18 protein-coding genes and 3 pseudogenes are annotated in these 22,914 nt (G+C 59.4%); 5 read left to right on the top strand and 16 right to left on the bottom strand.

Annotated features, from left to right (window positions below):
* The first annotated feature begins 178 nt into the window (after nucleotides 1-178).
* The 4 genes and pseudogenes from XH93_RS10810 to XH93_RS10795 form a co-directional block, all read left to right on the top strand.
* Nucleotides 179-1,939, top strand: a complete 1,761-nt coding sequence (locus XH93_RS10810) for an SIR2 family protein (RefSeq protein ID WP_194473470.1) — start codon at nucleotides 179-181, stop codon at nucleotides 1,937-1,939.
* Nucleotides 1,936-3,366: a hypothetical protein gene (locus tag XH93_RS10805; protein WP_210340473.1), complete on the top strand. Its 1,431-nt coding sequence runs from the start codon at nucleotides 1,936-1,938 to the stop codon at nucleotides 3,364-3,366. The genes XH93_RS10810 and XH93_RS10805 overlap by 4 nt, the downstream gene beginning before the upstream one ends.
* A gap of 647 nt (nucleotides 3,367-4,013) precedes the next feature.
* Nucleotides 4,014-4,784, top strand: a pseudogene (locus XH93_RS42235) (type IV toxin-antitoxin system AbiEi family antitoxin).
* 57 nt (nucleotides 4,785-4,841) lie between these two features.
* Nucleotides 4,842-5,171: pseudogene (locus XH93_RS10795) on the top strand (nucleotidyl transferase AbiEii/AbiGii toxin family protein); the annotation flags it as partial.
* 142 nt (nucleotides 5,172-5,313) lie between these two features.
* Here XH93_RS10795 and XH93_RS10790 read toward each other — a convergent pair.
* Both XH93_RS10790 and XH93_RS10785 read right to left on the bottom strand, forming a co-directional pair.
* Nucleotides 5,314-5,492 (bottom strand): annotated as a pseudogene (locus XH93_RS10790) (DUF1007 family protein); the annotation flags it as partial.
* Between the two features lie 309 nt (nucleotides 5,493-5,801).
* Nucleotides 5,802-6,113, bottom strand: coding sequence for a hypothetical protein (locus XH93_RS10785; RefSeq protein ID WP_194473469.1), 312 nt, complete (start codon nucleotides 6,111-6,113; stop codon nucleotides 5,802-5,804).
* Nucleotides 6,114-6,277: 164 nt separating this feature from the next.
* Here XH93_RS10785 and XH93_RS10780 point away from each other — a divergent pair, with 164 nt between their 5' ends.
* Nucleotides 6,278-7,180: an alpha/beta fold hydrolase gene (locus XH93_RS10780; RefSeq protein WP_246799701.1), complete on the top strand. Its 903-nt coding sequence runs from the start codon at nucleotides 6,278-6,280 to the stop codon at nucleotides 7,178-7,180.
* Here the strand turns inward: XH93_RS10780 and XH93_RS42230 are convergent.
* The 14 genes from XH93_RS42230 to XH93_RS10715 form a co-directional block, all read right to left on the bottom strand.
* Nucleotides 7,119-7,310, bottom strand: coding sequence for a hypothetical protein (locus tag XH93_RS42230; protein ID WP_246799565.1), 192 nt, complete (start codon nucleotides 7,308-7,310; stop codon nucleotides 7,119-7,121). The two genes, XH93_RS10780 and XH93_RS42230, sit on opposite strands and share 62 nt — an antisense overlap.
* A gap of 11 nt (nucleotides 7,311-7,321) precedes the next feature.
* Entirely contained in the window at nucleotides 7,322-8,293 is a 972-nt protein-coding gene (locus tag XH93_RS10775) for a GTP-binding protein (RefSeq protein WP_194473467.1), read from the bottom strand.
* A 585-nt stretch (nucleotides 8,294-8,878) separates the two neighbouring features.
* Nucleotides 8,879-10,702: a nif-specific transcriptional activator NifA gene (nifA, locus tag XH93_RS10770; protein ID WP_194473466.1), complete on the bottom strand. Its 1,824-nt coding sequence runs from the start codon at nucleotides 10,700-10,702 to the stop codon at nucleotides 8,879-8,881.
* Nucleotides 10,703-10,884: 182 nt separating this feature from the next.
* The gene (locus tag XH93_RS10765) at nucleotides 10,885-11,721 is read right to left on the bottom strand and encodes an SDR family NAD(P)-dependent oxidoreductase (RefSeq protein WP_194473465.1); all 837 of its coding nucleotides are present in this window, start codon (nucleotides 11,719-11,721) and stop codon (nucleotides 10,885-10,887) included.
* A gap of 606 nt (nucleotides 11,722-12,327) precedes the next feature.
* Nucleotides 12,328-12,534, bottom strand: coding sequence for a hypothetical protein (locus XH93_RS10760; RefSeq protein ID WP_194473464.1), 207 nt, complete (start codon nucleotides 12,532-12,534; stop codon nucleotides 12,328-12,330).
* On the bottom strand, nucleotides 12,531-13,643 hold the full coding sequence (locus tag XH93_RS10755; protein WP_305825964.1) for a nodulation protein NodZ: 1,113 nt from the start codon (nucleotides 13,641-13,643) through the stop codon (nucleotides 12,531-12,533). Before XH93_RS10755 ends, XH93_RS10760 begins: the two co-directional genes overlap by 4 nt.
* Before the next feature lie 160 nt (nucleotides 13,644-13,803).
* Nucleotides 13,804-15,831 carry a carbamoyltransferase gene (locus tag XH93_RS10750; protein ID WP_194473462.1) on the bottom strand — a complete coding sequence of 676 codons (2,028 nt, stop codon included), beginning with the start codon at nucleotides 15,829-15,831 and terminating at the stop codon, nucleotides 13,804-13,806.
* 286 nt (nucleotides 15,832-16,117) lie between these two features.
* A complete protein-coding gene (locus tag XH93_RS10745) occupies nucleotides 16,118-16,909 on the bottom strand; it encodes an ABC transporter permease (protein WP_194473461.1) in 792 nt (263 codons plus the stop codon).
* Between the two features lie 3 nt (nucleotides 16,910-16,912).
* Nucleotides 16,913-17,830 (bottom strand): nodulation factor ABC transporter ATP-binding protein NodI, encoded by a 918-nt coding sequence (nodI, locus tag XH93_RS10740; RefSeq protein WP_194473460.1) that lies wholly within the window; start codon nucleotides 17,828-17,830, stop codon nucleotides 16,913-16,915.
* Between the two features lies 1 nt (nucleotide 17,831).
* Nucleotides 17,832-19,541 carry a nodulation protein NodU gene (nodU, locus tag XH93_RS10735; RefSeq protein ID WP_194473459.1) on the bottom strand — a complete coding sequence of 570 codons (1,710 nt, stop codon included), beginning with the start codon at nucleotides 19,539-19,541 and terminating at the stop codon, nucleotides 17,832-17,834.
* A gap of 13 nt (nucleotides 19,542-19,554) precedes the next feature.
* Nucleotides 19,555-20,184: a nodulation methyltransferase NodS gene (nodS, locus tag XH93_RS10730; RefSeq protein ID WP_194473458.1), complete on the bottom strand. Its 630-nt coding sequence runs from the start codon at nucleotides 20,182-20,184 to the stop codon at nucleotides 19,555-19,557.
* A gap of 30 nt (nucleotides 20,185-20,214) precedes the next feature.
* Nucleotides 20,215-21,570 carry a chitooligosaccharide synthase NodC gene (gene nodC / locus XH93_RS10725; RefSeq protein ID WP_194473457.1) on the bottom strand — a complete coding sequence of 452 codons (1,356 nt, stop codon included), beginning with the start codon at nucleotides 21,568-21,570 and terminating at the stop codon, nucleotides 20,215-20,217.
* A gap of 16 nt (nucleotides 21,571-21,586) precedes the next feature.
* Nucleotides 21,587-22,246 carry a chitooligosaccharide deacetylase NodB gene (gene nodB / locus XH93_RS10720; RefSeq protein WP_194473456.1) on the bottom strand — a complete coding sequence of 220 codons (660 nt, stop codon included), beginning with the start codon at nucleotides 22,244-22,246 and terminating at the stop codon, nucleotides 21,587-21,589.
* On the bottom strand, nucleotides 22,243-22,875 hold the full coding sequence (locus tag XH93_RS10715) for a NodA family N-acyltransferase (protein WP_194473455.1): 633 nt from the start codon (nucleotides 22,873-22,875) through the stop codon (nucleotides 22,243-22,245). Before XH93_RS10715 ends, nodB begins: the two co-directional genes overlap by 4 nt.
* Nucleotides 22,876-22,914: the final 39 nt, after the last annotated feature.

Here is a 22,914-nt window from a genome sequence, read left to right as displayed (position 1 = left end):
GCGCGAGCGAGACAGACTCACGTCCTGGTTGCAGTTTCACCGAGATTGTCTTCAGACACCACAAGATTTCATTGCCGTCTTACCTGAGGTCATCGCCATAAACTCCATTCCCCCCACAAAGCCGTCAGGTCTTGTGCGCCCCCTTCCCTCTGGCGACACAACCGCCGCTGCAACCGCAATGGACGATCAAGCCATCTCGCCGCTCGACATTCCGGCATTCCTCCGCCTCTTCCAGCTCCGCGGGGCGCAGATCATGTGGTTTCTCGGCGCCGGGGCGTCGCGGGCTGCCGGGATCAAGACTGCCGGCGACATGATCTGGGACTTCAAACAACGGCTCTATCGCTCGCAACGGAAGCTGCCGCCCTCGGCGATCACAGATATCGGGGAGCCCGCTGTCCAGCGCAAGCTGCAGGCTCATTTCGATACTATGGGCAGCTTTCCGGCTGCGGGGTCGGAGACGGAGTACTCCGCCTATTTCGAGGCGACCTATCACTCGCCAAAAGACCGGCGCGCCTATCTCGATGAGCTGATCGCGCGCGGAAAACCGTCCTTCGGCCACCATGCGCTGGCGCTGCTGATGGCGCAGGATCTCTGCCGGATCGTCTGGACCACCAATTTCGACCGCGCCGTAGAGGATGCCGCTGCAGAGCACCTGGGCGGGACGGGACGGCTGGTCGTCGCCGACTTGAAGGAGCCCGAGAAGATTCGACGTGCCGTCGATGAGAACCGCTGGCCGGTCTACGGCAAGCTACATGGCGACTACCATTCCGACTCCCTCAAGAACACTGACGCTGAGCTTCGCCAACAGGATGCCGAGATGCGGCGCAGTCTCGTCGATGCATGCCGCCGGCAGGGACTCGCCGTCATCGGCTATAGCGGCCGCGATGCATCGATCATGGAGGCGTTGAACGAGGCTCTCGACGAGGGGCGCGGGTTCCCTGGTGGCCTCTTCTGGTTCAAGCGCGGCCAGGATACGCCCTACCCTGCGGTCACCGAACTGATCGTCCGCGCACGCGCGCTGGGCATTGATGCCCATCTTGTGGAGACGGAGTCTTTCGACGAACTGTTCTCTGATCTCCTCCGATTTCTGCCGCAGACCGCTGACAAGCTCGCCAGCCTTACCGGCACCGTTCGGCCGCGGCTCGCGACGGCCAAACTGCGGCCGAGCACGGCAGCGGTGCCGGCCATCCGCATGAACGCGCTCGCGGTTACCTCGGGACCAGCACTTTGCCGTATCGTCGACTGCGCGATCGGCGGCGATAAGGAGATCGAAGAAGCCATTTCCAAGGCAGGTGTCGACATCATCGCGCACCGCACCCGTGACGGCGTTCTGGCCTTCGGCCGGGACAACGATATTCGCAAAGCGCTCGAGCCTTTTGGCATCAAGGCCTTCGACCACCATCCTCTCTCGTCGAAGAGGCTGGTCAAGGAGGGAGGCGAACGCGCGCTCGTCCGCGATGCACTATTCCGCGCAATTGCAGGCCGGCCCGGCTTAACCCTCGAACGTCGGGGCAACCGCGTGCGGCTTCGACCCGTGCCGGGCGAGGTAAAGCCGTCGATTTTTAACAGCGACGTCGCCAAGCCCGTCGACGCCATATCAGGCACCGTACCCAAGACTGACGTCGTCTGGAGCGAGGCCTGTGGCTTGCGCGTCGATTACCGTCTTGAACAGCTCTGGCTTCTGGTCGAGCCTATCGTCATCACTGAGCTTGCCGCTGACGCACCTGACGACACCGTCGAGCTGACGCGTGAATTTATACGCGAGCGGCGCGCACGCCGCCACAATCGCCTCGCCAATGCCCTCCTCGATGGCTGGATCAGCCTCATTGTCGGTCGGGAGCCGGGCCTGCGTCTGAAGACATTCGGTATCGCGGACGGCATCGATGCAGAATTCGAACTTTTGCGCATTTCTGCGTTCAGCGGGATCGGAAAGACATGAGCACTGCAACCAAGCCTTTCCGCCTGCCCGGTCACATCGTACTGCCAGAGCCAAAGCTTCGCTTTGGTTCCAACAATCCGCACGACATCGATATCCATCCGATGGAAGGGCTGATCCGTTTCGGGCCCTATAGTCTCGGCAAGTTGTCGCCGGTCCCTAACCCAATCCGGATCGGAGTAATCGTGCCGGCCGAACTCGAGGAATCGCTGGTTCGGCAAATGCGCGAACTCGAGCAGGTGCATCAGCCGCGGGAACGAAAGCAATATCTGCCGCCCTTCCCCGGCTTCGAGAAGGTCTTCGGAGTGCGAATTGCTCGCGGGGCCGCGGCGAGCCGTATCCTCCTGTCGCAAGACCTCGACCGAGAGATTGAAGCCTCCGAGAAACCCCATGTGGTCCTGGCTGAAGCACTGACCCGTGCGCTCTTTGCTCTTCGTAACGCGCGTGACAGTTTCGACATCGTTGTCATTCTGCTCAAGGAGAGCTGGTCGCGAGCGTTTCGAGGACCGCCAGGCGACGACTTCGACCTCCACGACTACGTGAAGGCTTATGCTGCCTCCGAGGGCATTTGCGTGCAATTCCTGCGCGAAGACAGCGCGCTAAACTATTATTGCCGCTGTAGCGTCGCCTGGCGGTTGGGCATCGCGCTCTACACCAAAGCCGGTGGTACACCCTGGGTCCTTGCCGACGTCGAGCCTGGCACGGCCTTCATAGGCATCGACTATGCTCTGCGCGCCGGCGGCGAGTCTGCGCAACGTTTTGCGATCTGCTGTAGTCAGGTCTTCGACGCCGAGGGATCAGGTCTTGAGTTCGTGGCCTATGAGGCCGACGGCGTCCACATGTTTGGCAAGAACCCCTATCTTCGCCGCGATCAAATGCTGAAGGTGATGGCCCGCAGCCTCGCCATCTATCAGCGCAAGCACTCGGGCGATCCGCCACGACGCATCGTCGTTCACAAGAACACCGAGTTTCGGTCCGACGAGGTCGAGGGCGTTTTCGACGCCCTCCCGAACGCGGATTCCATCGAACTGGTTCATGTCCAACAGAGTTGCGGTTGGCGCGGCGTACTCATCGCCGGACCGCAGCGCCCACATGGCTATCCTTGCCAGCGGGGAACGACGTTCCAGCTCGGTCCACATGAGGCTTTGCTTTGGACGCAAGGTAACCTTCCGGCCGTAGCCAAGGGAAAGGACTACTACAAGGAAGGCAAAGGCACGCCGGAGCCGCTGCTTCTTGTTCGCCACGCTGGTCTGGGCGCTATCGACGACCTCTGCCGCGAGACACTCGCGTTGACCAAAATGGACTGGAATAACGATGGGCCTTACGACCGCTTGCCCGTGACACTTAATTTTGCCGGAACGCTCGCCACGATCGTCAAGCGGATGCCAAAGCTTCAACCGCACTCGTACCCCGTGCGTTTGTTCATGTAGCCAAGTGCATCTACCCCGCTGTGTCAGGTGGCCCTGAACTTCAACCTTCAACCTACCTTTCGCGCCTGAATTTCGTACATCAGCCCCACGCCGGAGGGAACTGCGTCCAGCATCCGGTCATCATCCGCCGAATACTCGATCCGCTGGTAAGCGATGACCCCCACTTCGCCGCGGAAAGCGTCGAAATCGCGCGTTGGTTTCTGGCAATATTCGCGTCCGAGAGGAACACCGGCTAGTCCAGGCGTACGGGAACAGATCTTGAGAGCAGTTGGTGCGGCACGCGCCTGTGAACGTCGGCGCAGCTCTCGTGGAATAGGTTCAAATCCTGGATAGGATTTGAACCTATGACCTTCAGGTTATGAGCCTGACGACCTACCGGGCTGTTCCACCCCGCGCCAATGAGAAACGCTTGTATAATCTGACATTAGCTGAGTGCAACGGATTTAATTCCTAGACGACGGAAGCGGCATGTCAGAGCGTTGCGGAGCGCTTCGTAAGGCGTGCGAGCCGATATCTAGAAACGTAGGCCGCGAGCCCTTCGCTCGGTTCCGTTCACATTCTCATGGACGAAAATCCCTGTTTTCTTGGGATATCGCGACATAGTATTGTGGTGAAAAATACCCATTTTTCGGGCATATTCATACACGATGCTCGACGGACGCCGCACTCTCAGTTCGTATCTCACCGACCTGCTGGCCAGCGGAAGGGTGTCCTTTACGCGTGACGAGGCGATCGCCGCGTTGAGCACGACGCCTCGTGGATTTCTCGCCGCGGCAAAACGGCTGCAAGACAAAAAGGCACTCATCAATCCGCGGCAGGGCTTCTACGTGATCGTCCCGCCGCAATACCTGGCTCGTGGCGCGCCTCCGCCTCAGTGGTACATCGACGACCTAATGAAGCATGAGGGCCACCCTTACTACGTTGGATTGCTGAAGGCCGCCGAGATACACGGAGCTTCTCACCAAGCCGTGATGCAATTTCAGACCGTAACAGATAAGCGGATACCCAAAACCCGCGCTGGCCGTTCGATCCTTACGTTTTTCTAGCGCAAGGACATAAGCACTCTTACGGAAGCGATCACCGATCAATAGACGGATACGGGCCACTTTAAACTGTCCTCGCCAGAACTCACCGGTCTCGACTTGTTGCGCTACGTGCATGTGGCTGGAACAATCGATAGTATCGCTACCGTGCTTTCCGATCTCGGCGCCAGGATGAGGGCAAGAGAGCTACAGAAACTAGCGCCCGCCTTTGAGCGCTCTGTCATCCAGCGGCTCGGGTACCTGCTCGATTTCGTCAAACACCTCCCAAGCGGCCGAAGGACTTCACGCTTACCTACAAAACGAAAAGCTGTTGCCCTGGGTCGAACTCGATCCATCCAAACGCGCCGGCAAGACCCGCGAACCAACCGAACGTGATACGCGCTGGAACGTTCTGGTTCACCGTCGTCCGGAGCTCGATCAATCATCCCCGCGATGAACATCGTTGCATGGAGCCAAACGGCTCCGTGGCCGGAAGACCGTCAGATCGAGCAGGACCTTATTATATCCCGGGCGCTCGTCGAAATCTTCAAGGATGACTATTTGAAGAAAGAACTGCGATTCCGAGGTGGCACGGCCCTCAACAAGCTGCACTTCCCGACCGCGTATCGATACTCCGAAGATATTGACCTCACGCGCACGACCGAGGGCCCTGTCGGTCCAATCCTCGACCATCTCCGAGTCGTGCTGGAGCCATGGATGGGCCGTGGCCATTACGATCTCGGAGAGATAGGACCAAGGCTCACTTTCACGATCAAAGCCGAGGATGAAAACGCCTCGCAGCCTATTCGAGTCAAAGTCGAAATTGCCACTCGCGAACGCACCGCCTACGACGGAGGAAAGACCTTCCCATTCGAGGTTAAGAACCCCTGGTTCAACGGGAGAGCGGATATTGCGTCGTTTATTGGCCTTTCTTGGCGTGTGCGATGCCCTGAAGCGCATAGGCGCAAAACATGTCATCGAAGGTCCAGGCGTGGCGAATGCCCGTCATTGTGCCATCCCCCGCGTAAAGCAGCTCGCTGTGGAGGTGACCCAGACGTGAGGATGCGCCTGCGCGCGGTGGACGGACAGCGCGAGCAGGAGCATCGCGCAGAAGGAGGGATGGAGCCGTCTTGTCATGGCTGTGTTGCCCGGTGGGAAAGCCAGTGTGAACGCCCGCAAGCGGCGGGCGCGGCGATCTCAGATGGGCTCGCATGAAGCAGACGTCGCCGCGGAGCAGACGGCAGCGACCTGCGACCTAAGAGGAGTCGACGGCTTCAGTTGTTGCGAGTATTAGGCCCTGTCACGCAGGACAGCGACTCGAACGGTCAGCAGGCAGGCGGCGCGCGCGGCAAAAAGGCCGCGCGGCGCGGCTGAATTGCGATATCCGAAACGGCGTTGGGCGAGCGATCAAGGCTACTCCATTCGAGCAAATGGCAACTTTGCCGGCGCATACGGTATCGACGAATTCGCCAGCAGGAAGCTCGAGAAGCAGATCGTGCAATTTTCATCGTCATCGGCCAAGCGCGACGGATGCCACTCGGCGGCCTGCCGTTGCGGCCGGACTTGCCCGATGCTCGCGACATTGAGGCGAGCGCGCCCGGAGAACGTGACATCATGCTTGTGGACGTGGGCGAAAGACATCACGAGTTGGAGCGCGAGCGCCACGAGCGCAAGACAGGCCCCGCAGCGCTGCACGAAAACCTGTGCCGGCATGAATTTCGTCAACGCGTTATTTCCCCGTCTGACGTGACTATGGACCAAAGGAATATGGCGATCCATAGGCTATAATCGTCCTTGCCATTGACGAAGCAGCGTCGTGGCGTTTCCGCCAGGCGCAGGAGCGCCATCGAAGCAAAGCGACGCGGTACGTACGACAAGGGCAGTTGAGCATGATTATCGAGCGCACAGTCGAGTATCCGTGGGGAGGCCGGGCGCTCTCGATCGGAATGGCCAGTGCGGGAAACGGTCCGGACGTGACCCTGCTGCCTGCGCTCAGCTCGATTTCGACGCGCGCCGAGATGTATCCGCTGCTCGAGCGACTGGCATCCGACTGTCGTGCGACGACCGTCGACTGGCCCGGATTCGGCGATCTGCCGCGCCCGCGCGCCGACTGGTCGCCACAGATGCTTTCGGCATTCCTGGACTGGTTCTTGAGCCAGATGTCGCCGCCGTCGCGCATGATTGTTGCCGCCGGACATGCGGCGACCTATGCGCTTCATTATGCGGCGCGCCGCCGCGAAGCCGTCGACCGCCTCGTGCTGCTCGCGCCGACCTGGCGGGGACCCCTTGCCACGATGATGGGCTATCGCCCCTGGTTCGCCCGCGTGCGAGCGGCGATCGATTGGCCGCTGATCGGCCAGTTGCTCTACCGGATCAATGTCAGCCGTTTTGTGGTGACGAGAATGGCGCGCGAGCACGTCTATAGCGAGGCGGACTGGCTCTCCGGCGACCGGCTCGCCGCCAAGCTTGCGGTAACGCAGGCAAAGGGAGCGCGCCACGGTTCCGTGCGGTTTGTGACCGGATACCTCGATCGGGTCGCAAGTCGCGAGGACTTCTGTGGCCTGGTGCGAAAGGTGGATAAACCGACACTGGTGGTTTATGGGCACGAGACCCCTGCACGCTCGCGCAGCGAAATCGAAGCGCTGGCGGCCTTGCCGCATGTTCGGCTGGTGGGGCTGGAGAAGGGCAAGCTGTCTCTCCATGAGGAATTCCCGGATGCGGTCATGTCCGTCATCCGCCCGTTTCTTTTCGATGGAGCGGGCCCGTTCCGCCCGTTTGCCTCCCTTCCGTAGCGCGATCGTCCTGCCGCTCGCCGGCCGCATCGACCGGCGGGAATATGCTGTCGTAGATCGCGCGGGCCTCCCGGATCAGACGCGCCCGCTCGAGTTCGGATTTCGAAACAAATCCTACGATCTCTCCCATCTGCCCTCCCCTTAGGCGCAGCAAGCCTCAAAATCGTGCTTGAGCACATCCCTGGGCAGATCGCGTCCGATGATGACGAGCCGGGTCTGGCGGGCCTCGTCATTCTTCCACGCACGCTGGCTGCCACCCTCGATCAGCATGTGCACGCCCTGAACGACAAATCGCCGGTCGTCGTTCGCCAACGCAATGATCCCCTTCATGCGCAGGATGTCGGTACCGTAGCGTTGGGCGACATCATTGATCCACGGGATGAATGTCTCTGGATTCATCGGGCGGTCGGCGACCAGCGACAGGCTGGCAATACTGTCGTCATGCTCATGATCGTGCTCCTCGGTGAGGAAGCCCGGCTCGACCTCAAGAATACGGTCAAGATTGAAGGCGTCCCGCCCCAGCACCTGGTCGAGAGCGAGGCTGCAGCGTTCGGTTCGATGGATCACCGCGTAAGGATTGATCTTGCGGATGCGACGCTCGATCGTCACGAGACCCTCCTTATCGACGAGATCGACTTTGTTGAGGAGAACGACGTCGGCGAACGCCAATTGCTCCTGCGCTTCAGGAGTCCGGTCGATCTGGTCAAGCAGGTGCTTGGCGTCCGCGACTGTGACGATGGCGTCAAGCTTGGTCTTGCGGCGGACGTCTTCGTCGACAAAGAAGGTCTGGGCAACTGGCGCGGGATCCGCGAGCCCCGTGGTCTCGACCACAATACCGTCGAAGCCGCGGCTGCGGCGCATCAGCCCCGCGATAATGCGAATGAGGTCGCCGCGGACCGTGCAGCAGATGCAGCCATTGTTCATCTCGAAAATCTCCTCGTCTGCGTTGACGATGAGATCGTTATCGATGCCGACCTCTCCGAATTCGTTGACGATCACCGCAAACCGCTTGCCGTGGGTCTCGGATAGAATGCGGTTCAGCAACGTGGTCTTCCCGGAGCCGAGGTAGCCGGTCAGGACCGTGACGGGAATCTGGGGTGCAGCATCGGCCATGGCGTCGTGTCCTCCTCGCGTTTCGTGGGCGGCAGCGCTTCGTCATATCGTCGGGATCGCTCATCTGCGGATGGTGGGCATCGGGCCCGGATCGCGCAGAAAGATGCCTCAGGAACTTGATGCGGAATGCCTCCAGCTCCTTGCGATCCACAACGTAATGTTATAACGTTACATTCAATCGGGAGAAGACGCAAGGGACCGATCAATCAAGCAATTCGGAGAGGCCCTCTTGGTCCGGCTGTGTCGCGACACCCCTGTACATGCCGACGCTCGACGGCAGTTTGATTTCTATTTGGCACGGCGTTCGCCACACAACATCCCCGCATCGTGATCGTGGCAGAAGGGCTGTTTTCAAGGCTTTCGGCTGCTGATTTTGATCGGCCTTGCGGTGGCCTCGGCGACGGGTTCATCACCGCGCCGATCAGCCCAGTTCTCGCTACGCTCGAAGCGAACTCGCCTTGCCACGCCGACAGGCGGGCGGCTCCTCGCACGCGTGGTCAATCTGCCGCCGGGGCGGGCCGCCTTTTTCAGATTTTGGTGGAATTGGATGCGCCCCGAAACCCATCGTCCTCATGATCCGCGCCTTCAGAACCGCTTGATCTCGATTCCGTACTTCCTCAGCGCGTAGCCAATCTGGCGCGGCGTTAGTCCGAGCAAGCGCGCCGCTTTTGCCTGTACCCAACCAGATTTGTCCATGGCCGCAATGACCCGCTCGCGATCGGCCATCTTCGCGCCACTTACGAGGACTGTGCCGGGAGGTCCCAGTGAGGTCAGCTCGCTGCCGACGGACGGGACCGGTGCGATCGCTTCAGACAGCGAAGTGTTCGGCTTGGCGGGCGCTGGGACGGGCGGCGCCGATTTGACTGTCGCCTCCTCCGACGTACTTTTCCACAGCATCGCGGAAAGGCACTGGCCGTGGCAACATGCAAAATCATTTCTCACGATCGATGGCCCGGCCGACAGCGTCGCTGTGCGCTCGATGCAGTTTTCGAGCTCGCGGACATTACCCGGAAAGCCGCAGTTCATCAGCACATCGATCGCGCTCGCCTCCAAGGTCAGCGTACGGCCGTTCACGTTGTTGAAATTCCTCAGGAACTCGGCAGCAAGCAGCGGAATATCGCTGCGTCTTTCGCGCAGCGGCGGCAGCAGCAAAGGAACAACGCTGATGCGATAGTAAAGGTCTGCGCGAAACTCGCTTCTTGCCACAGCCTCTTCAAGGTTCCTGTTGGTTGCGGCTATGACTCGAACGTCGACCTTTATGGTCTGGTTGCTACCGACCCGCTCGAACTCCTGCTCCTGCAGGACTCGCAGCAACTTCGCCTGGAACGGGGCCGAAATCTCGCCGATCTCGTCAAGGAACAGCGTGCCTTTGTCAGCAAGCTCGAAGCGCCCCTTGCGCGAGCTGAAGGCGCCGGTAAAGGCACCTTTCTCATGACCGAACAATTCGGACTCCAGCACTGTCTCAGGCAGAGCCGCGCAATTCAGCTTAATGAAGGGCCGCTTGGCGCGAGACGATGATTCGTGAATAGCCTTGGCTACAAGTTCCTTTCCGGTACCGGATTCGCCGCGCAGCAGAACCGTGCTGCTCGATTTAGCCACGACCGCGATCTTTTCGAGCAACCCGCGCAGCGCCGGGCTGTCGCCAATGATCCCATGAACAGGTAGCTTCTTACGCTCTCGTACAGGCTGCCTAAACTCGAATAGTTGCTTTTGCAGACGGTCTTTCTCCGCCATCAGCCGCTCGCGATCGCAGGCGAACAAGCGATGCAGCCTCACTGTCTGTCCCACCAGGTTGGCAATCATGGTGAGAAGGCGCGCATCATAATCGAGCCGGAGACTCGACCTTTCGTCACGGACACGGTCGAGCGTCAGCGTACCCACGACTTTTGGATCGATGCGGATCGGCACTCCGATGAACGACACCGGCATATTATCCGAGGCACCGAGCACTTCAAGGTCAGCTGCGCTGAACGCCGGCTCCGCTGCCACGTCCTCGACGACAAGAGGCCTGTCGGTCGCAACGATCTGGTCGATTGCCTTCCGTGGCAGGCGCATCCGGAAGCGGTCGTCGCTGCCTTCGCTCCAGCCAGCGCCCACGGTAATGTCCGGCATCCCGTCATCGTCGAACAGTGAGACGATACCGTGTCGCATCTGCACAAATGATTGCAGAAGGCCCACGACGTTGGCCAGTGTGACCTCGAGTCGGCAGGGAGCGGTGAGTATTTTCGATATTTCGAAGATGCCGGTCAGCGCGCTCTCGCGCAGCGGCTCGCCCGAGAGCTCGCGCTCCGTCTCTGGATGAGAGGCAGGTATCTCGCGTGCGGAAGCGATATGCAGCATAAGGCGGTCTCCGTTATTTTGATCATCCTCCCTAACATCTTGTTCGGGTTTGCGAGCTTCGTTTTGCATGTCATGCTCGATCTAGCGTCACGAGTTAACGAGATGACATAGAAGCGTAACACCTTTTCATGGCACGACGGTAACCTTGTGGCTTGATTTGATCTTTTTTCGGAATAGGTGCGCGACGTCAGCGTAGAACACGAGCTCGAGCACAGAAGCTCAGGTCAGCGACGTTTCCAGGCTTGCTCTAGTCACAGATGTTGCCCACCATTGATTGGCACCTCGGCCCCCGTAACGTAGCTTGCGGCATCCGAACATAGGAAGAAGATGACCTTGGCCACTTCGTCGGGTGTTCCGACTCTGCGCAACGGGATGCTTGGCACGAGACGCGCTTCCGTGTCGGGCGACAACATGTCCGTCCTGATCTCACCGGGCGCGATCGCGTTCACGCGAACGCCATGCGGCGCATAATCGTGGGCCATTTCGCGTGTGAGACTCGCAAGCGCAGCCTTCGACGTCGCATAGGCGCTGCCGGCAAACGGGTGCACCCGCGAGCCAGCGATCGACGTCACGTTGACAATCGATCCTGACGCGGCCCTTAGCTCGTCGAATAAGCCCTTCGCCAGCAGGATCGGGGCCACGAGATTCAGATGGAACACTCTCATCCAGATTTCGGTTGACGTCGTCAACGACGTCAGCCGGTCACCATCGGACGTCTTCGGCGAGATGCCGGCATTGTTCACTAGTGCGTGCAAGGGTGCGCCCGCCAAGCGTTCCTTGACCTGAGCGATCAAGCGCGGCAGCATTTGATGATCGCTAAGGTCGACCTGGACATGATCCTCGCGCCCGGAGTCCCACGGGCACCGCTCGCCATCGAACGGCTGGCGCGCGCAAGAAATGATGCGCCAACCTGCCTCCGAAAACAGCTTAGCAGTGGCATGCCCAATTCCGCGCGATGCCCCAGTCAGCAACATCGTCTTCTGCTCTCCCTGGTGGACGCGGGCTTTATCGGCGCGAAAGGGACAGCCCAAATGTGTCTCGGGCAGCGGACTTGCGACCAGATCGTCGTTTGGCAGATCGAGACCCACGCCCGCCTCCTCTCCTGTAGCGTCGCTGGCGAACGCGTAGCAGGATTTGGGCCACTACGATGCACGCAAAGATGCTCCGGTTTTGCGTCCTAATGTCGCGCACGCCAAAAGCTTGGCGGATTCGAGACATGGTGCGTGTGCTTTGCGACATCGACGTTGCATGATCCACACAATGCCTGGAGCACACTCGGTCACTGCTAGGCCAGACACCAAGCTGCGCTTTCGTGATCGCGAAATCCGAAGGAACGAGCGGATAAAGAACGCTCCTCGTCGAGGCAATGATTGGTCAGGATGGTGGAGACACTCAGTAGCCGTGTCGATACGACACGAAACCTAACGTGCCAGCTCCATACGTTAGCTTTTTCTCGCAGCTGATACCGAGCTCATCGCAGCACATCGCTGCGCCGATGGGTTGCACGATCACGAGTGGGCGCACTAAATGTCCAGCTCGATCCCAATGGTCAGCCCGCGCGAGCGAATGGCCGGCCGCCGCACGGAACTCGCTGGCTCAACGTGACCTCCTTCAGAGACTTAATCCGCGATGAGCCATCGAGAAGCTTCACTTGCGGGTCCTGGCGAGGCAAGCCGAGGACGGTATCCACCTCCTTAGCGCGGTGGCAGTCCGTTAACGCCGCTCTTGTCAAGATTGCGCTTCAGCGGACGGCATTCGGCCGCAGCATCTTGCTGTTCTCCAGGGCAAGGGCACGTTGGAGCGTCGGTTTGGGCAATCAATTGCCGCCCCGAAACATGGTGGCAGAACTGCTTGATGCAAAAAGCGACCATCAGATCGATGAGGCGGGGCACCACCTTCATGAAGCCACCAGCTCTTGTGAGGCTTCTTCAATCAAGATCAATCGGCTCGGATCGTTCAAGTCGAATTCTATAACGCGTGGCGCAAAGAGGCGCGCATAGCGCGTGAAAGCGCTGGTCGGGGGGAAACGGATCACAGTGTCGCATCGCGCAAGGAGATACATCTCGATGAGAGCGGAAAAGCCGCCCTCGGCTCCGAGCGCCGCGCTGTGCAAAGGTCCGGCCTGAGGCGCATGGAAGCGCTTTGGAATCGTGAAAACGTCGGGAAACATAGCTGACACCTTTTCAACGACTAGCGCGCTGTCCGTGCACAGGAAAGCCCTGACAGGCTTTTCATGCGATAACGCCTTGGCCTTGTCGATCGCATTACAGACCTGTCGCAGGGCGCGCTCGGGATCAGCCCAGTAGGGCGCGTGCCCCATAATATCCTCGCCGTTGCCGTGCCGAACATGAATGCCGATCACGCTGTACGGCTCAAAGTGCTCACGGAAGATGGCATCAATCCGCCCCTGAACTTCGGATCGCGGCTTGATGCTCCGAAAGATCTCTCGTTCAGCCTCTTCATCGCAGCGCCACATCAGGCAGGCGTCACACACAACCGTATTTGCATCGCAATCTTGCTCACTTTGGAACAGCTGATCGAGCTCATCGCGTTCCCGGAATATCTGCTCGTCCGGCCGATAGGCGCAATCAATGGTTGGCCTATTCCACCATCCCGGGAAGAACGGTCCCGGAAATGAGCGCTGATTGATCTGGTCGTCGCAGATCACCCGTACGCCAGCAATGTCTTGGACTGGCTCGAAGAAGACCGGAAAGGCGTTAGTGAATGGTTGATCGAGATAACAGGACCCCCGCCAATCGATGACCAGGTTCCGTCCGGTCCGCTGGGCAAAACGCCAAGCCGCCGCCAGCGACCACAGGCAGTCGCCCAAGCCCGTACGTCGCCGGGAAACAACGAACCGATCATTTTTCGAACCGCCAAGCATCTGCATTGCCTCCTTCCGGACTCCTGGTTGAACAAGAGACGTCATTGGAGACACCTCACATATGGTCGTGGCCGATGTTATGGTCGGCGCTTGTGCTGCTCGTGCGTTGCGTCGGTAAAACTTCATAGCAGCGCTATCCTCGTAGTGGGTTCTCTCAAAGCTTGTCCATTCAGAGCTTTTGCGCCGATATACCCGATTTCAACCGGATGCCTATTCTGCCCAACTCCACCTCGGCCCAGCCTCCTGTACACGGAGGCATTGCCATGGCCATATTCATGATCGCCGGTTATGCTTCGCCTTGCGCTCTAATGCGGACGCAAGCAGCGCGTGGCGGATGCAGCCGAACGCTGCGCTGTTCCCACAGGAGTCGCAGTTCCTTCACGAGATCTTCGCGTTGGGGCTGGTCCAACATAGTTGTGTCGAGAAGCCAGCCGAGCGAGGCCTCCCCCTCGATCCGCATCAGCAGGTCGAAGAGCTCATGCGAGATACGCATGCTCTCGCGCCCCGAATGTCCCATACGGATCTCGCAGACCGTTTCCTGACGATCTTCCGCTGTGTGAAAGCGAATACGATGAAGGGATGCATACGGAGGCAATGAAACACTGAGTGTGCACCAATCCCGCAGCGTTGCCGGCCGCTTCTTGACGAGGAATGGCCCAACTACAAGTCCGTCCAGGTCGGTCGTCAAGAACGTGACGATGGCGTCTGAAACGGAATCCACGATCGGCTCGGCATTGTTGTTAAAGGACGTGTTTAGAAGAACCGGGATGCCGGTTCGCTTCTTGAATGCATTGATGACATCCCAATAGGCAGGGTTTGTGCTCCGCGAGACTGTTTGCAGCCGAGCAGTGCCATCAACGTGCGTGATCGCACCAAGCACGCTATGGTGGGCTTCGCGCACACGAACCACGAAGTTCATGAAGGGAAACTCCCGCTTGCCGCTTGGGAGCTCAAAGAACTCACTAGCATCCTCCTCCAGCACTGATGGCGCAAACGGACGATAGCCCTCGCGCTTCTTAACCATGGCATTGATGCGGTTCTTGTTTTCCGCCGGCCGCGGGTCGGCGAGAATGCTGCGGTTGCCAAGCGCACGTGGCCCGAACTCAGATCGGCCCTGAACCCAGCCGATGACAGCGCCATCTGCCATCCAGTCGGCTGCACTGGCTGCGATGTCATCACTACGTTGAAAATCGAGGTGGCCGGACCATGCATTGAGCTCGTGTTCTATGGCTTGCTCGGTCCCAAGATCGGGTCCCCAATAGACGTCCGACAATCGCTCGCGCGGCGCGGGCCGACCCAGCTCGTTTGACATCATCAACGCAGCGCCGAGTGCGCAACCGGCGTCGTGCGCCGCGGGCTGGACGAAGATGTCGTCGAAAAGCCCGGAATAGAGCAGCTTGCCGTTCATCGTGCAATTGTGAGCTACGCCTCCCGCCAGGCACAAGCGCTTCATGCCCGTCGCTTCGCGATGATGCCGCAGGATATGAAAGACGATCCGCTCCAGCGCTTCCTGCAGCGAAGCGCTGACGTCTCGATGCTGCTGCGTGAATGCCATTCCCTTTCGCCGGACCTGGATGCTGCGGATCAAGGCCGGGCCGATTCGATCCAGGTGGACTCGATAACCACCATTGTCCAACAATTCGTAGAACTGCGCGAAGAGCTCGCGATAGGGAGCAGGGTCACCATAGGGAGCAAGCCCCATCACTTTGTACTCGTCGAACAACCCGTAGCCGAGATAACGGATCGTCTCGAGATAGAACAAACCCAGAGAATTATGTTCTGGAAAGCTTGCGAGTTGCGAAATTTCGGTGCCAGACCCCACCGCCAGCAGACCTGAGAGAAAGTCTCCGCCGCCGTCGACCGTAAAGATCAGGCTTTGCTCAAATCCAGACATGGCAAATGCGCTCGCGGCATGCGCTTCATGGTGATTTACGAAGGACACGCGCGACGCATCGACCTCGGTGCCGAACTCCCGTGCCAGCAGCTGACGTAGCAACAGTTTGGCGTCCAACGGCACTGGCTGAGAAACAAACAGCCGCTCCAGCATGGTATTGCAGTAGGCTTCAGTCGCATAGAACGCGATGCGGTCGATCTCGCCAAGCTCAACTCCTGCAGTTGAAAGGCAGTATCGGATCGAGTTGCTTGGGAACTTGTTGGAGTGCTTGACTCGATTGAGGCGCTCCTCTTCGACAGCAGCAAGCACACGGCCATCCCGCACGAGCACCGCAGCGCCATCGTGCAGAAATGTGTTGGGCAGCTCGGGCGAGCTTTGATAGATTCTGTCCAGACCGCCACTTACTCCAAGACACAACATCTTGCTCTCCATTTGATCATGACAGGAAAGCGAACCGCCCTCCCCAACTAAATCGTCTGTACTGTCACGCCCTCTCGGCCACGGGGGCCACGCAGCACAACCAATGCTCTTGCGAAGCGAGACCCGGCGCCGAGCCGGCTCGACCTATTGAGGTGCTCGGCGTTCTCGCACCGCTCGACCGATCCGGCGGCGTAGACCTGGGAATGATCGCGTCCTTCTAAAGCCATTGCAGCTGCTCCTGTGGCAACTCACGTTGCCGCCAATACAGAGAGCATTGCGAATCTCGTCAACGCAGCAGGCGGCGCCGAAACAATGCCGTCGACACAAAGAAAGGTAATACCGCGTACATGCAGAGCGCACCGACATGGAAGACAGCCCCGCCACCAGCCGTACGCTCCAGCATCGCCGGGCGAATGAGATCGACCGAATGCGCCAGCGGCAACAAGCCGGCGACCTGCTGAAAGGAGCTCGGCAGTTGACTCATCGGAAAGATTGCGCCACACAAAAACACCATCGGTGTCAGAATGAGCGTCTGGTAAAACACGAAGTAATCGTAACTTGGCGCAAGAGATATGACGACCATCGCCAGACTTGCGAAGACAAGGCCGGTCAGGGCGACCATCGGCATCGCATACAAAACGGACGCCCAGGACGCATAACCGAGCGTCGCAGCGACGATCCCGATTGCGGCTCCTGCCAGAACGGACTTGCTGGCCGCCCACACCAATTCGCCCAGAACGACGTCGCCAAGCGTGAGTTGTGTGGACAGGATTGCTTCCCAGGTTCGCTTGGCATCCATCCGAGCAAAGGTTGCATACATCGTTTCAAAGGTCGCGGACGTCATGGCGCTGGTCGCGACCATGCCGGCTGCCAGAAACGCGATGTACGAAGTCCCTTCAACGCGGCCTACGATTAGCCCAAGACCAAAGCCAAGACCGAACAGGTTGGTTATGGGATCTGCGAGGTTGCCGAGAACCGATGCGAGTGCGACTTTCCTCCATGCCAGGAAGTTTCGACGCCATACCGCGATCCAGTTGTACGCGTTAGCCGGCATCAACGCCGCATAGCTTTCACCCATCGCTCATTTCTCCATCTCGCGCCCGGTCAACCGCAAGAACACGTCTTCAAGGTTCGGCGGCCGCTGCAGAATGCGAAGGCCCGCTCGCCCGCGCAGTTGCACACGTACCTGCTCCGGATAGGGCGCATAGCAAAACAGCGTCTCTCCACTCACTTCGATGTGCCGAGCATAAGGCTTGAGCAGTTCACCGAACTCATGTGGATCACCGCCATAGATCTCGATCACGTCGCATCCGATATGCTCGTCGATCAAGGCGTCCGGCTTTCCTTCGGCAATCTTGCGTCCACTCTCGAGCACACAAAGACGATCGCATAGGCGTTCGGCTTCTTCCATGAAGTGAGTGGTGAGCAGGATTGTCTTGCCCCGCGCAAGCAGAACGCGCAAACGTTCCCAGATCAGGTGGCGCGCGTGCGGATCCAGGCCGGTCGTGGGCTCATCCATCACAAGCAGATGCGGATCATTGATCAGGGCGCGCGCCAATGTCAGCCGACGCTTCATGCCGCCCGACAGATGCGCGACGCGCACGTCCGCCTTACTTTCGAGCCGCGCAAACTCGAGCAACGAGGGTGCGATCGTCTCGACCTTGCGAGCACTCATGCCGAAGTAGCGGCCAAATACCAGCAAGTTCTCGCGTACGGTGAACTCGAGTTCGAGGTTATCGAACTGCGGCACAACGCCAATGCGCACACGTGCTACACGAGCGCGGGCAGGCACAGGCTCGTTGAGGACTGTAATCTTGCCCGCGTCCGGCGAGATCATCCCAAGCAGCATACGTGCAATTGTGCTCTTGCCGGCTCCATTCGGCCCGAGCAGGCCGAAGCATTCTCCGCGCGCAACCGAGAACGACAGCTCATCGACGATGATCTTGTCGCCAAATGATTTTCTTACGCCGGCAAGCTCGATTGCGGTGGGCATGTTCATCTTAGGCTGACAGAAGCCGCTCAGCGGACGTTGGCTTGCTTACGACCGTTTTGGTCCAGAGCAGACCGTCGCACCACACATGCTCTACGCGCCCCCATTGGCAGGCGGCGGCCGCGTCCGGGAAGAATCCTCGTCCGTGGAGGTTTGCACTCGTATTGCAAAGCAGCGGAATGCCCGTGAGCTGCTCGAACTCGACAAGCAGCTCGGCGATTTTGTGCGGAGAGTTGCGGGCAACTGTCTGCAACCGCGCAGAGCCGTCCAGATGGACGATAGCAGGGACCTTATCGCGCCACTCCGCCCGGGTCTGGTGATCGAACAGCATATAGGGATCTGGCGTCCCGGGGCTGAAGATCTCTGGCGCCCGATCCTCCAGGCAAATCGGTGCCACCGGCCGGAAATGCTCACGGCGCTTGATGTCGTTGAGATGATCCTTCATTGCCGGCGAGGTCGCCGCTGCGAGAATGCTTCTGCCACCCAACGCCCGCGGCCCAAGCTCGGCGCGTCCCGAAAGGAAGATTACGGGCTTGTTGTCGGCGAGAATAGCCGCAAGCTCACGCAGAGTGCATGGCGTGGCCTCCCATTCTGGCGGGTTTTCGCTGGCCTGCAGCGCCGGACCACTGTAGACCGACCATTCCAGCGGCCCGAACCCCTTTTGTGCCGCCATCGCGCTGCAAGCAGCGCCAATTGCCGAGCCGCTGTCATTTGGAAACGGCGGCACCCAGACATCATCGAACAATCCCGTCGCGCGAAGCGCACTGTTCCACTTGATATTGAGGCCGCACCCTCCGGCCACGCATAGGTTTCGCGCGCCCGGAAGCGACGAGTGCCGCAGCAGCACCATCGCGATTTCCCGGACAAGAAGACGTTCCAGGAACACATGAAACGACGCAAGGACGTCTTCGCCTCGCTTGGCCGTCAGGCGCAGCGCGCTCGCCTCGAAAAAGTCGTGCACAGCGGCAAGCGACGCCTCCGCATTGTTGATGTCAGCGCGGTAGCGACGGGCCTGCTCTGTATCCGCAGCGAAGCGCTTTTCGTAAAGCTCCTGAAACACAGCCACGATGGCTTCGTCGACAGAGCCAAGCGCAATATAAGCCATCAGCTTGCCGGCGATGCCCAAGTCCCAATTGGTGCGATTCGGCTGCCTGTAAGGCCCAAAATGAAGGCCCGCGGCAGCATAGGCATGACCCATCATCGGAAACAGGCTGGCAATGAGCCGCGCGCCTCGAGGTTCGACATAGTAAAGACGTGGAAAGATGCAGCCATCCCATACCAGACAGAACGCGGGCTTTCCGGCACTGGCAAACGGGCTGGTGCTGTATGCCGAGGCGACGTGGCCCGTGACGTGCGGGTAACTCTTATAGGGAAACACCTTGCCGCCGAGGATCAGGCCATAGCCATCGACCGAATCTAGAAGGCCCTCGGCATGGCGTTCGACATATGGCGCCCCCTTCAACGCGATTGGAACCGCCCCACTGAGAACCTGGAACTGCGACTCGATCTCCCCATCCCAGCCGTCGATGACAAACTGATCAATGTCTCGTGGATCGAGGCCATGCTCAGCCAACGCGAGCACGACTGCATCGAGGTTATCGATGGATTGATACCGCGGATTGTTGCCGCGCTTCTCTTGCTCGGTACAAAAGACAAGTTTCCCGTCCTCGACGACAGCGATTGCCCCGTCATGTGTTAACTTGATGCCGCAGATGCGCATACGACCCCCTGGCCTAATGACCGCGATTTGGTTGTTCTGACGAGTTAGTCGGCTTCCGAAACAGGACGATCAAACAATCTTCGTTGACCGATTCAGTATGGCAATGCAGACGCTCGACTTCAGATAAACTCTCATTGAAGAGAGAAATCACCGTTTCAGCACCGGCGGCATGCCCCCAGCGTCGACACGCGGCATCACGCGCAGATCCGAACACCAGGGTGCCGTTTGGTGCAAGCATACCCACCAGGTTGCGGATGGCTGCGTGCATCTCGGCGATGTCCTTGAGGTAGTAAAGAACCTCGGCCACGACGATCAGATCGAACTGCTCAGCGGTCGAGAACCGCTGAATGTCGCAGGTTATCCACGTGATATGCGACCACCTCCTGGTCCGTTGGCGAGCACGCTCGATCGCCTGCGGCATGACATCGACCACGGTGACCCGTTGGCAGTGCGGCGCCAGCATTTCGGTGAAGGCGCCGGCTGCACATCCGACTTCGAGGGCATGCACAACGTCACCGTTGCAACGCGACATCCGGAGCATTTGCGCGTATCGCTCCTGCTCGAACGAATTGCTGTCGAGCCGCCATGGATCATCGACGGCCAATTCGCGCTCCAACAGCTGGTAGTTCTTGTCCGGTGTCACTGGTCATTCAACCTATTTGTAGGCGCTCGATCAATCACGACCGCACACACTGTCGGTGGCGGCCAAGCCCGATGGACGGTGCGAAAGCCCGGACTTGCGAATTGCGCTAGAGCTCACCCCACTTCTTGCGGGACCCGTTGCGGCGGTCGCATGCGGGATGACGGCCTTCTTTTCTCCTGTGCTTTGCACGGTGACTTTGCGCGACAGCCAATCGCTATTGCTCAATGTACAAAGCGCGTAGGCTTTCAATGGCAGCAAGAGAAAGATATTGATTGGTGTGTGGAGCGAGAAGCCGAGAAACCGCATATCGCGAGCACGGAACGCTGCAACGCTGCACCGAACCATCGTCATTGCTGCAATCGTCAACACCGTCCACCAGGCCACCGACCCGCCGATAATGAACTGTGCGAGCGCAGCCAGTGATGACAAAGCGAGAAGCAAGGGGCCGAGATTTTGTCCGACAACGTCGAGCGTGAGATAGCGATCCAGCTCGGGCAGCAGGCGCAACGCAAGAAACGTGTCCCGGAAGGTACTGCGGGCCCAGCGAAGTTGCTGTCGCAGATATGGTCCAAGGCTGTCCGGCACCACTGTCGCTGCGATCGCGTCGGGGACATACTCGGTTCGAAACCCCGCTTTGAGCATGAGGATCGTTAGATGACGATCCTCGCCGAAATCGCTTGGCTTTCCACGGAAGAACTGTGTTTCGTATTGATCAAGCAGCAAGGCGAGCGCAGAGCGACGATACATGGCACATGGGCCGCAGCAGCACATGACCGCGCCGAAGCGTGCCTGCGCCGCGCGCTCTTCGTTGCAAGCCAGCCAGTATTCCATATCGATCAGCTTGGTCAGCCAGGTTTCGTTGCGATTGCTCGCTATCAACTGCCCCATGGCCGCGCCGACGTCGGCGTCCTGCATCTTCAATACAAGCTTCGTGACCACGTCGGCGGCAAGAATCGTATCCGAGTCGACGTTTAGGACCAGATCGCCGGAAGAGCTGCGTATCGCGGCAATCTGCGCCTTGCGCTTTCCGACGTTCTTGGCCAGCAAGATGATGCGAAACCTCGGATCGTTCGCATAGATTTTGTGTACAGGTCCCACAAGGTCGCGATTTGCGGACCCGTCGTCGACCATAACGACCTGCAGTTTTCCAGCGTAGTCCTGGCTTGCAATCGACGCGAGGCATTCGGAGAGTGTGTGTGGGTCCTCATTGAAACTGGGCACGATGACATCTACGCTGGGCAGAACCGCCTCGGCTTGTCCGAGATCGTTCTGCAGCGAAGAGGGTTTGACCGGCTGAGCGTAAAGCGCTTGCGCGCTCTTGTAGATGGTCGATAGCAGCGCATAAGACGAAACGGCGACGGCGCTGGTTGTAGCGAGCAGATCCATGGGGTTCCAGTTTTGTTCAGTGAAGTTGAGGAAGCGGATGGATTTCGAACCCGCGCAGTTGCAGTGCCGGAATCAGATATGTCAGCGCCCGCACGGTCTGTTCACGCGAAGTGGCGTCAGTGCACGAACTCTCCTCGCCGGGAGGATACCCGTCGTGCAGGAGCACAATTGCACCCGGGCGAACCGCCGCCAGCACTGAGTTCACGATGCCATCAACCCCAGGGCGCACCCAATCTCTCGGATCGACCGACCAGTGCACAGCTGTGAGGCCAGCCTTGGCTGACGTAGCAAGCACGTCTTCGGTCCATATGCCGTAGGGTGCCCGTATGTGCCGCGGCAACGCTTGCGGGCATGCCAAACGGATTGTCCTGCTCGCCGTTAGCACCTCATCCTGTACCTCCGCTGCTTCGCATCTGGACAGATCGGGATGCGTCATCGTGTGGTTTGCAACCTCGTGCCCTTCGGCGATCATTCGTCGAATGAGTTCAGGTTGGTCGGCCGCATACGTGCCGATAACGAAGAACGTCGCGGGCACCCGATGCTGCGTCAGCACATCGAGAACATCCGGCGTGCAGAATGGATTGGGCCCATCATCGAAGGTTAAGTAAACCGAGCGACTTCCGCCGACGTCGCCGTAGTTGCGCCGCACCGCAGACAGGGGGATGAGTTCGTTCACAGCTCGGGCCCGTTCCGATCGATAATTGTTCCGGCCGGCCACTCGCCCATTGAGCGTCCAACCGGGAACACCACCACGAGCACGTCTTCGATGCGGATCGGCGACAAATTGGGGTAGACATCTGGCTGGGTGGAGCGGACGCGAATGCCAGATATGAGGGTTGCCAAGCCCTGCCTTCCGACCAGTCTGGTGAGATGCTTCTCAAGCGCAGGCCGGACCGTACCAAAGCCGAACGGCACCCCAAACTCCCGCAGCGCAGGATACATCACGCGCATCGAGTGGCTGATTCCGAGCCCCTCAAGATCTGGACGCACGGCATATAAGCCAAGTTCGGCCACGAGAAGATCGACGCCATCAATCTTGATGAAGCGGCGTAGTAGGCCGATATGAGCAGCGACGCCGCGCGCGTCGTAACCGATTACGCGCACTTCAGGCCTTGCACCGGCCCAACTTCGATTACCCTCGAATGGCTGCGCATTGAACGCACCGGTCGGCCCATAGCTCCTACGGAAGAAGTCGGCAAGCTCGGCATGATCGGCGAGCTGCAGCTCGTTTTCCCAGCGAAGGCTCCACTGGACTTGAGTGCGCGCGGAAGGCTCTTCCGCAGACCGGGACACGGCAATATTCATGGCGGACTTCCCTGCGCCAGTGGGGATGAGAGCGGAGAT

The organism is Bradyrhizobium sp. CCBAU 51753, from assembly GCF_015291565.1.
Taxonomy (GTDB): domain Bacteria; phylum Pseudomonadota; class Alphaproteobacteria; order Rhizobiales; family Xanthobacteraceae; genus Bradyrhizobium; species Bradyrhizobium ivorense.
This window is presented reverse-complemented; position numbering and strand designations above follow the sequence as displayed.

Bases quoted from the DNA above. Each gene is read 5' to 3' on its own strand.
- XH93_RS10745 (WP_194473461.1), bottom strand. From the start codon at position 16,909: ATGGGTGAAAGCTATGCGGCGTTGATGCCGGCTAACGCGTACAACTGG.
- XH93_RS10760 (WP_194473464.1), bottom strand. From the start codon at position 12,534: ATGAAGGTGGTGCCCCGCCTCATCGATCTGATGGTCGCTTTTTGCATC.
- nodC (WP_194473457.1), bottom strand. From the start codon at position 21,570: ATGGATCTGCTCGCTACAACCAGCGCCGTCGCCGTTTCGTCTTATGCG.
- XH93_RS10750 (WP_194473462.1), bottom strand. From the start codon at position 15,831: ATGTTGTGTCTTGGAGTAAGTGGCGGTCTGGACAGAATCTATCAAAGC.
- XH93_RS10805 (WP_210340473.1), top strand. From the start codon at position 1,936: ATGAGCACTGCAACCAAGCCTTTCCGCCTGCCCGGTCACATCGTACTG.
- XH93_RS10810 (WP_194473470.1), top strand. From the start codon at position 179: ATGGACGATCAAGCCATCTCGCCGCTCGACATTCCGGCATTCCTCCGC.
- nifA (WP_194473466.1), bottom strand. From the start codon at position 10,702: ATGCAAAACGAAGCTCGCAAACCCGAACAAGATGTTAGGGAGGATGAT.
- XH93_RS10775 (WP_194473467.1), bottom strand. From the start codon at position 8,293: ATGGCCGATGCTGCACCCCAGATTCCCGTCACGGTCCTGACCGGCTAC.
- nodI (WP_194473460.1), bottom strand. From the start codon at position 17,830: ATGAACATGCCCACCGCAATCGAGCTTGCCGGCGTAAGAAAATCATTT.
- XH93_RS42230 (WP_246799565.1), bottom strand. From the start codon at position 7,310: ATGGGAGAGATCGTAGGATTTGTTTCGAAATCCGAACTCGAGCGGGCG.
- XH93_RS10755 (WP_305825964.1), bottom strand. From the start codon at position 13,643: ATGAAGTTTTACCGACGCAACGCACGAGCAGCACAAGCGCCGACCATA.
- XH93_RS10715 (WP_194473455.1), bottom strand. From the start codon at position 22,875: ATGAATATTGCCGTGTCCCGGTCTGCGGAAGAGCCTTCCGCGCGCACT.
- XH93_RS10780 (WP_246799701.1), top strand. From the start codon at position 6,278: ATGATTATCGAGCGCACAGTCGAGTATCCGTGGGGAGGCCGGGCGCTC.
- nodU (WP_194473459.1), bottom strand. From the start codon at position 19,541: ATGCGCATCTGCGGCATCAAGTTAACACATGACGGGGCAATCGCTGTC.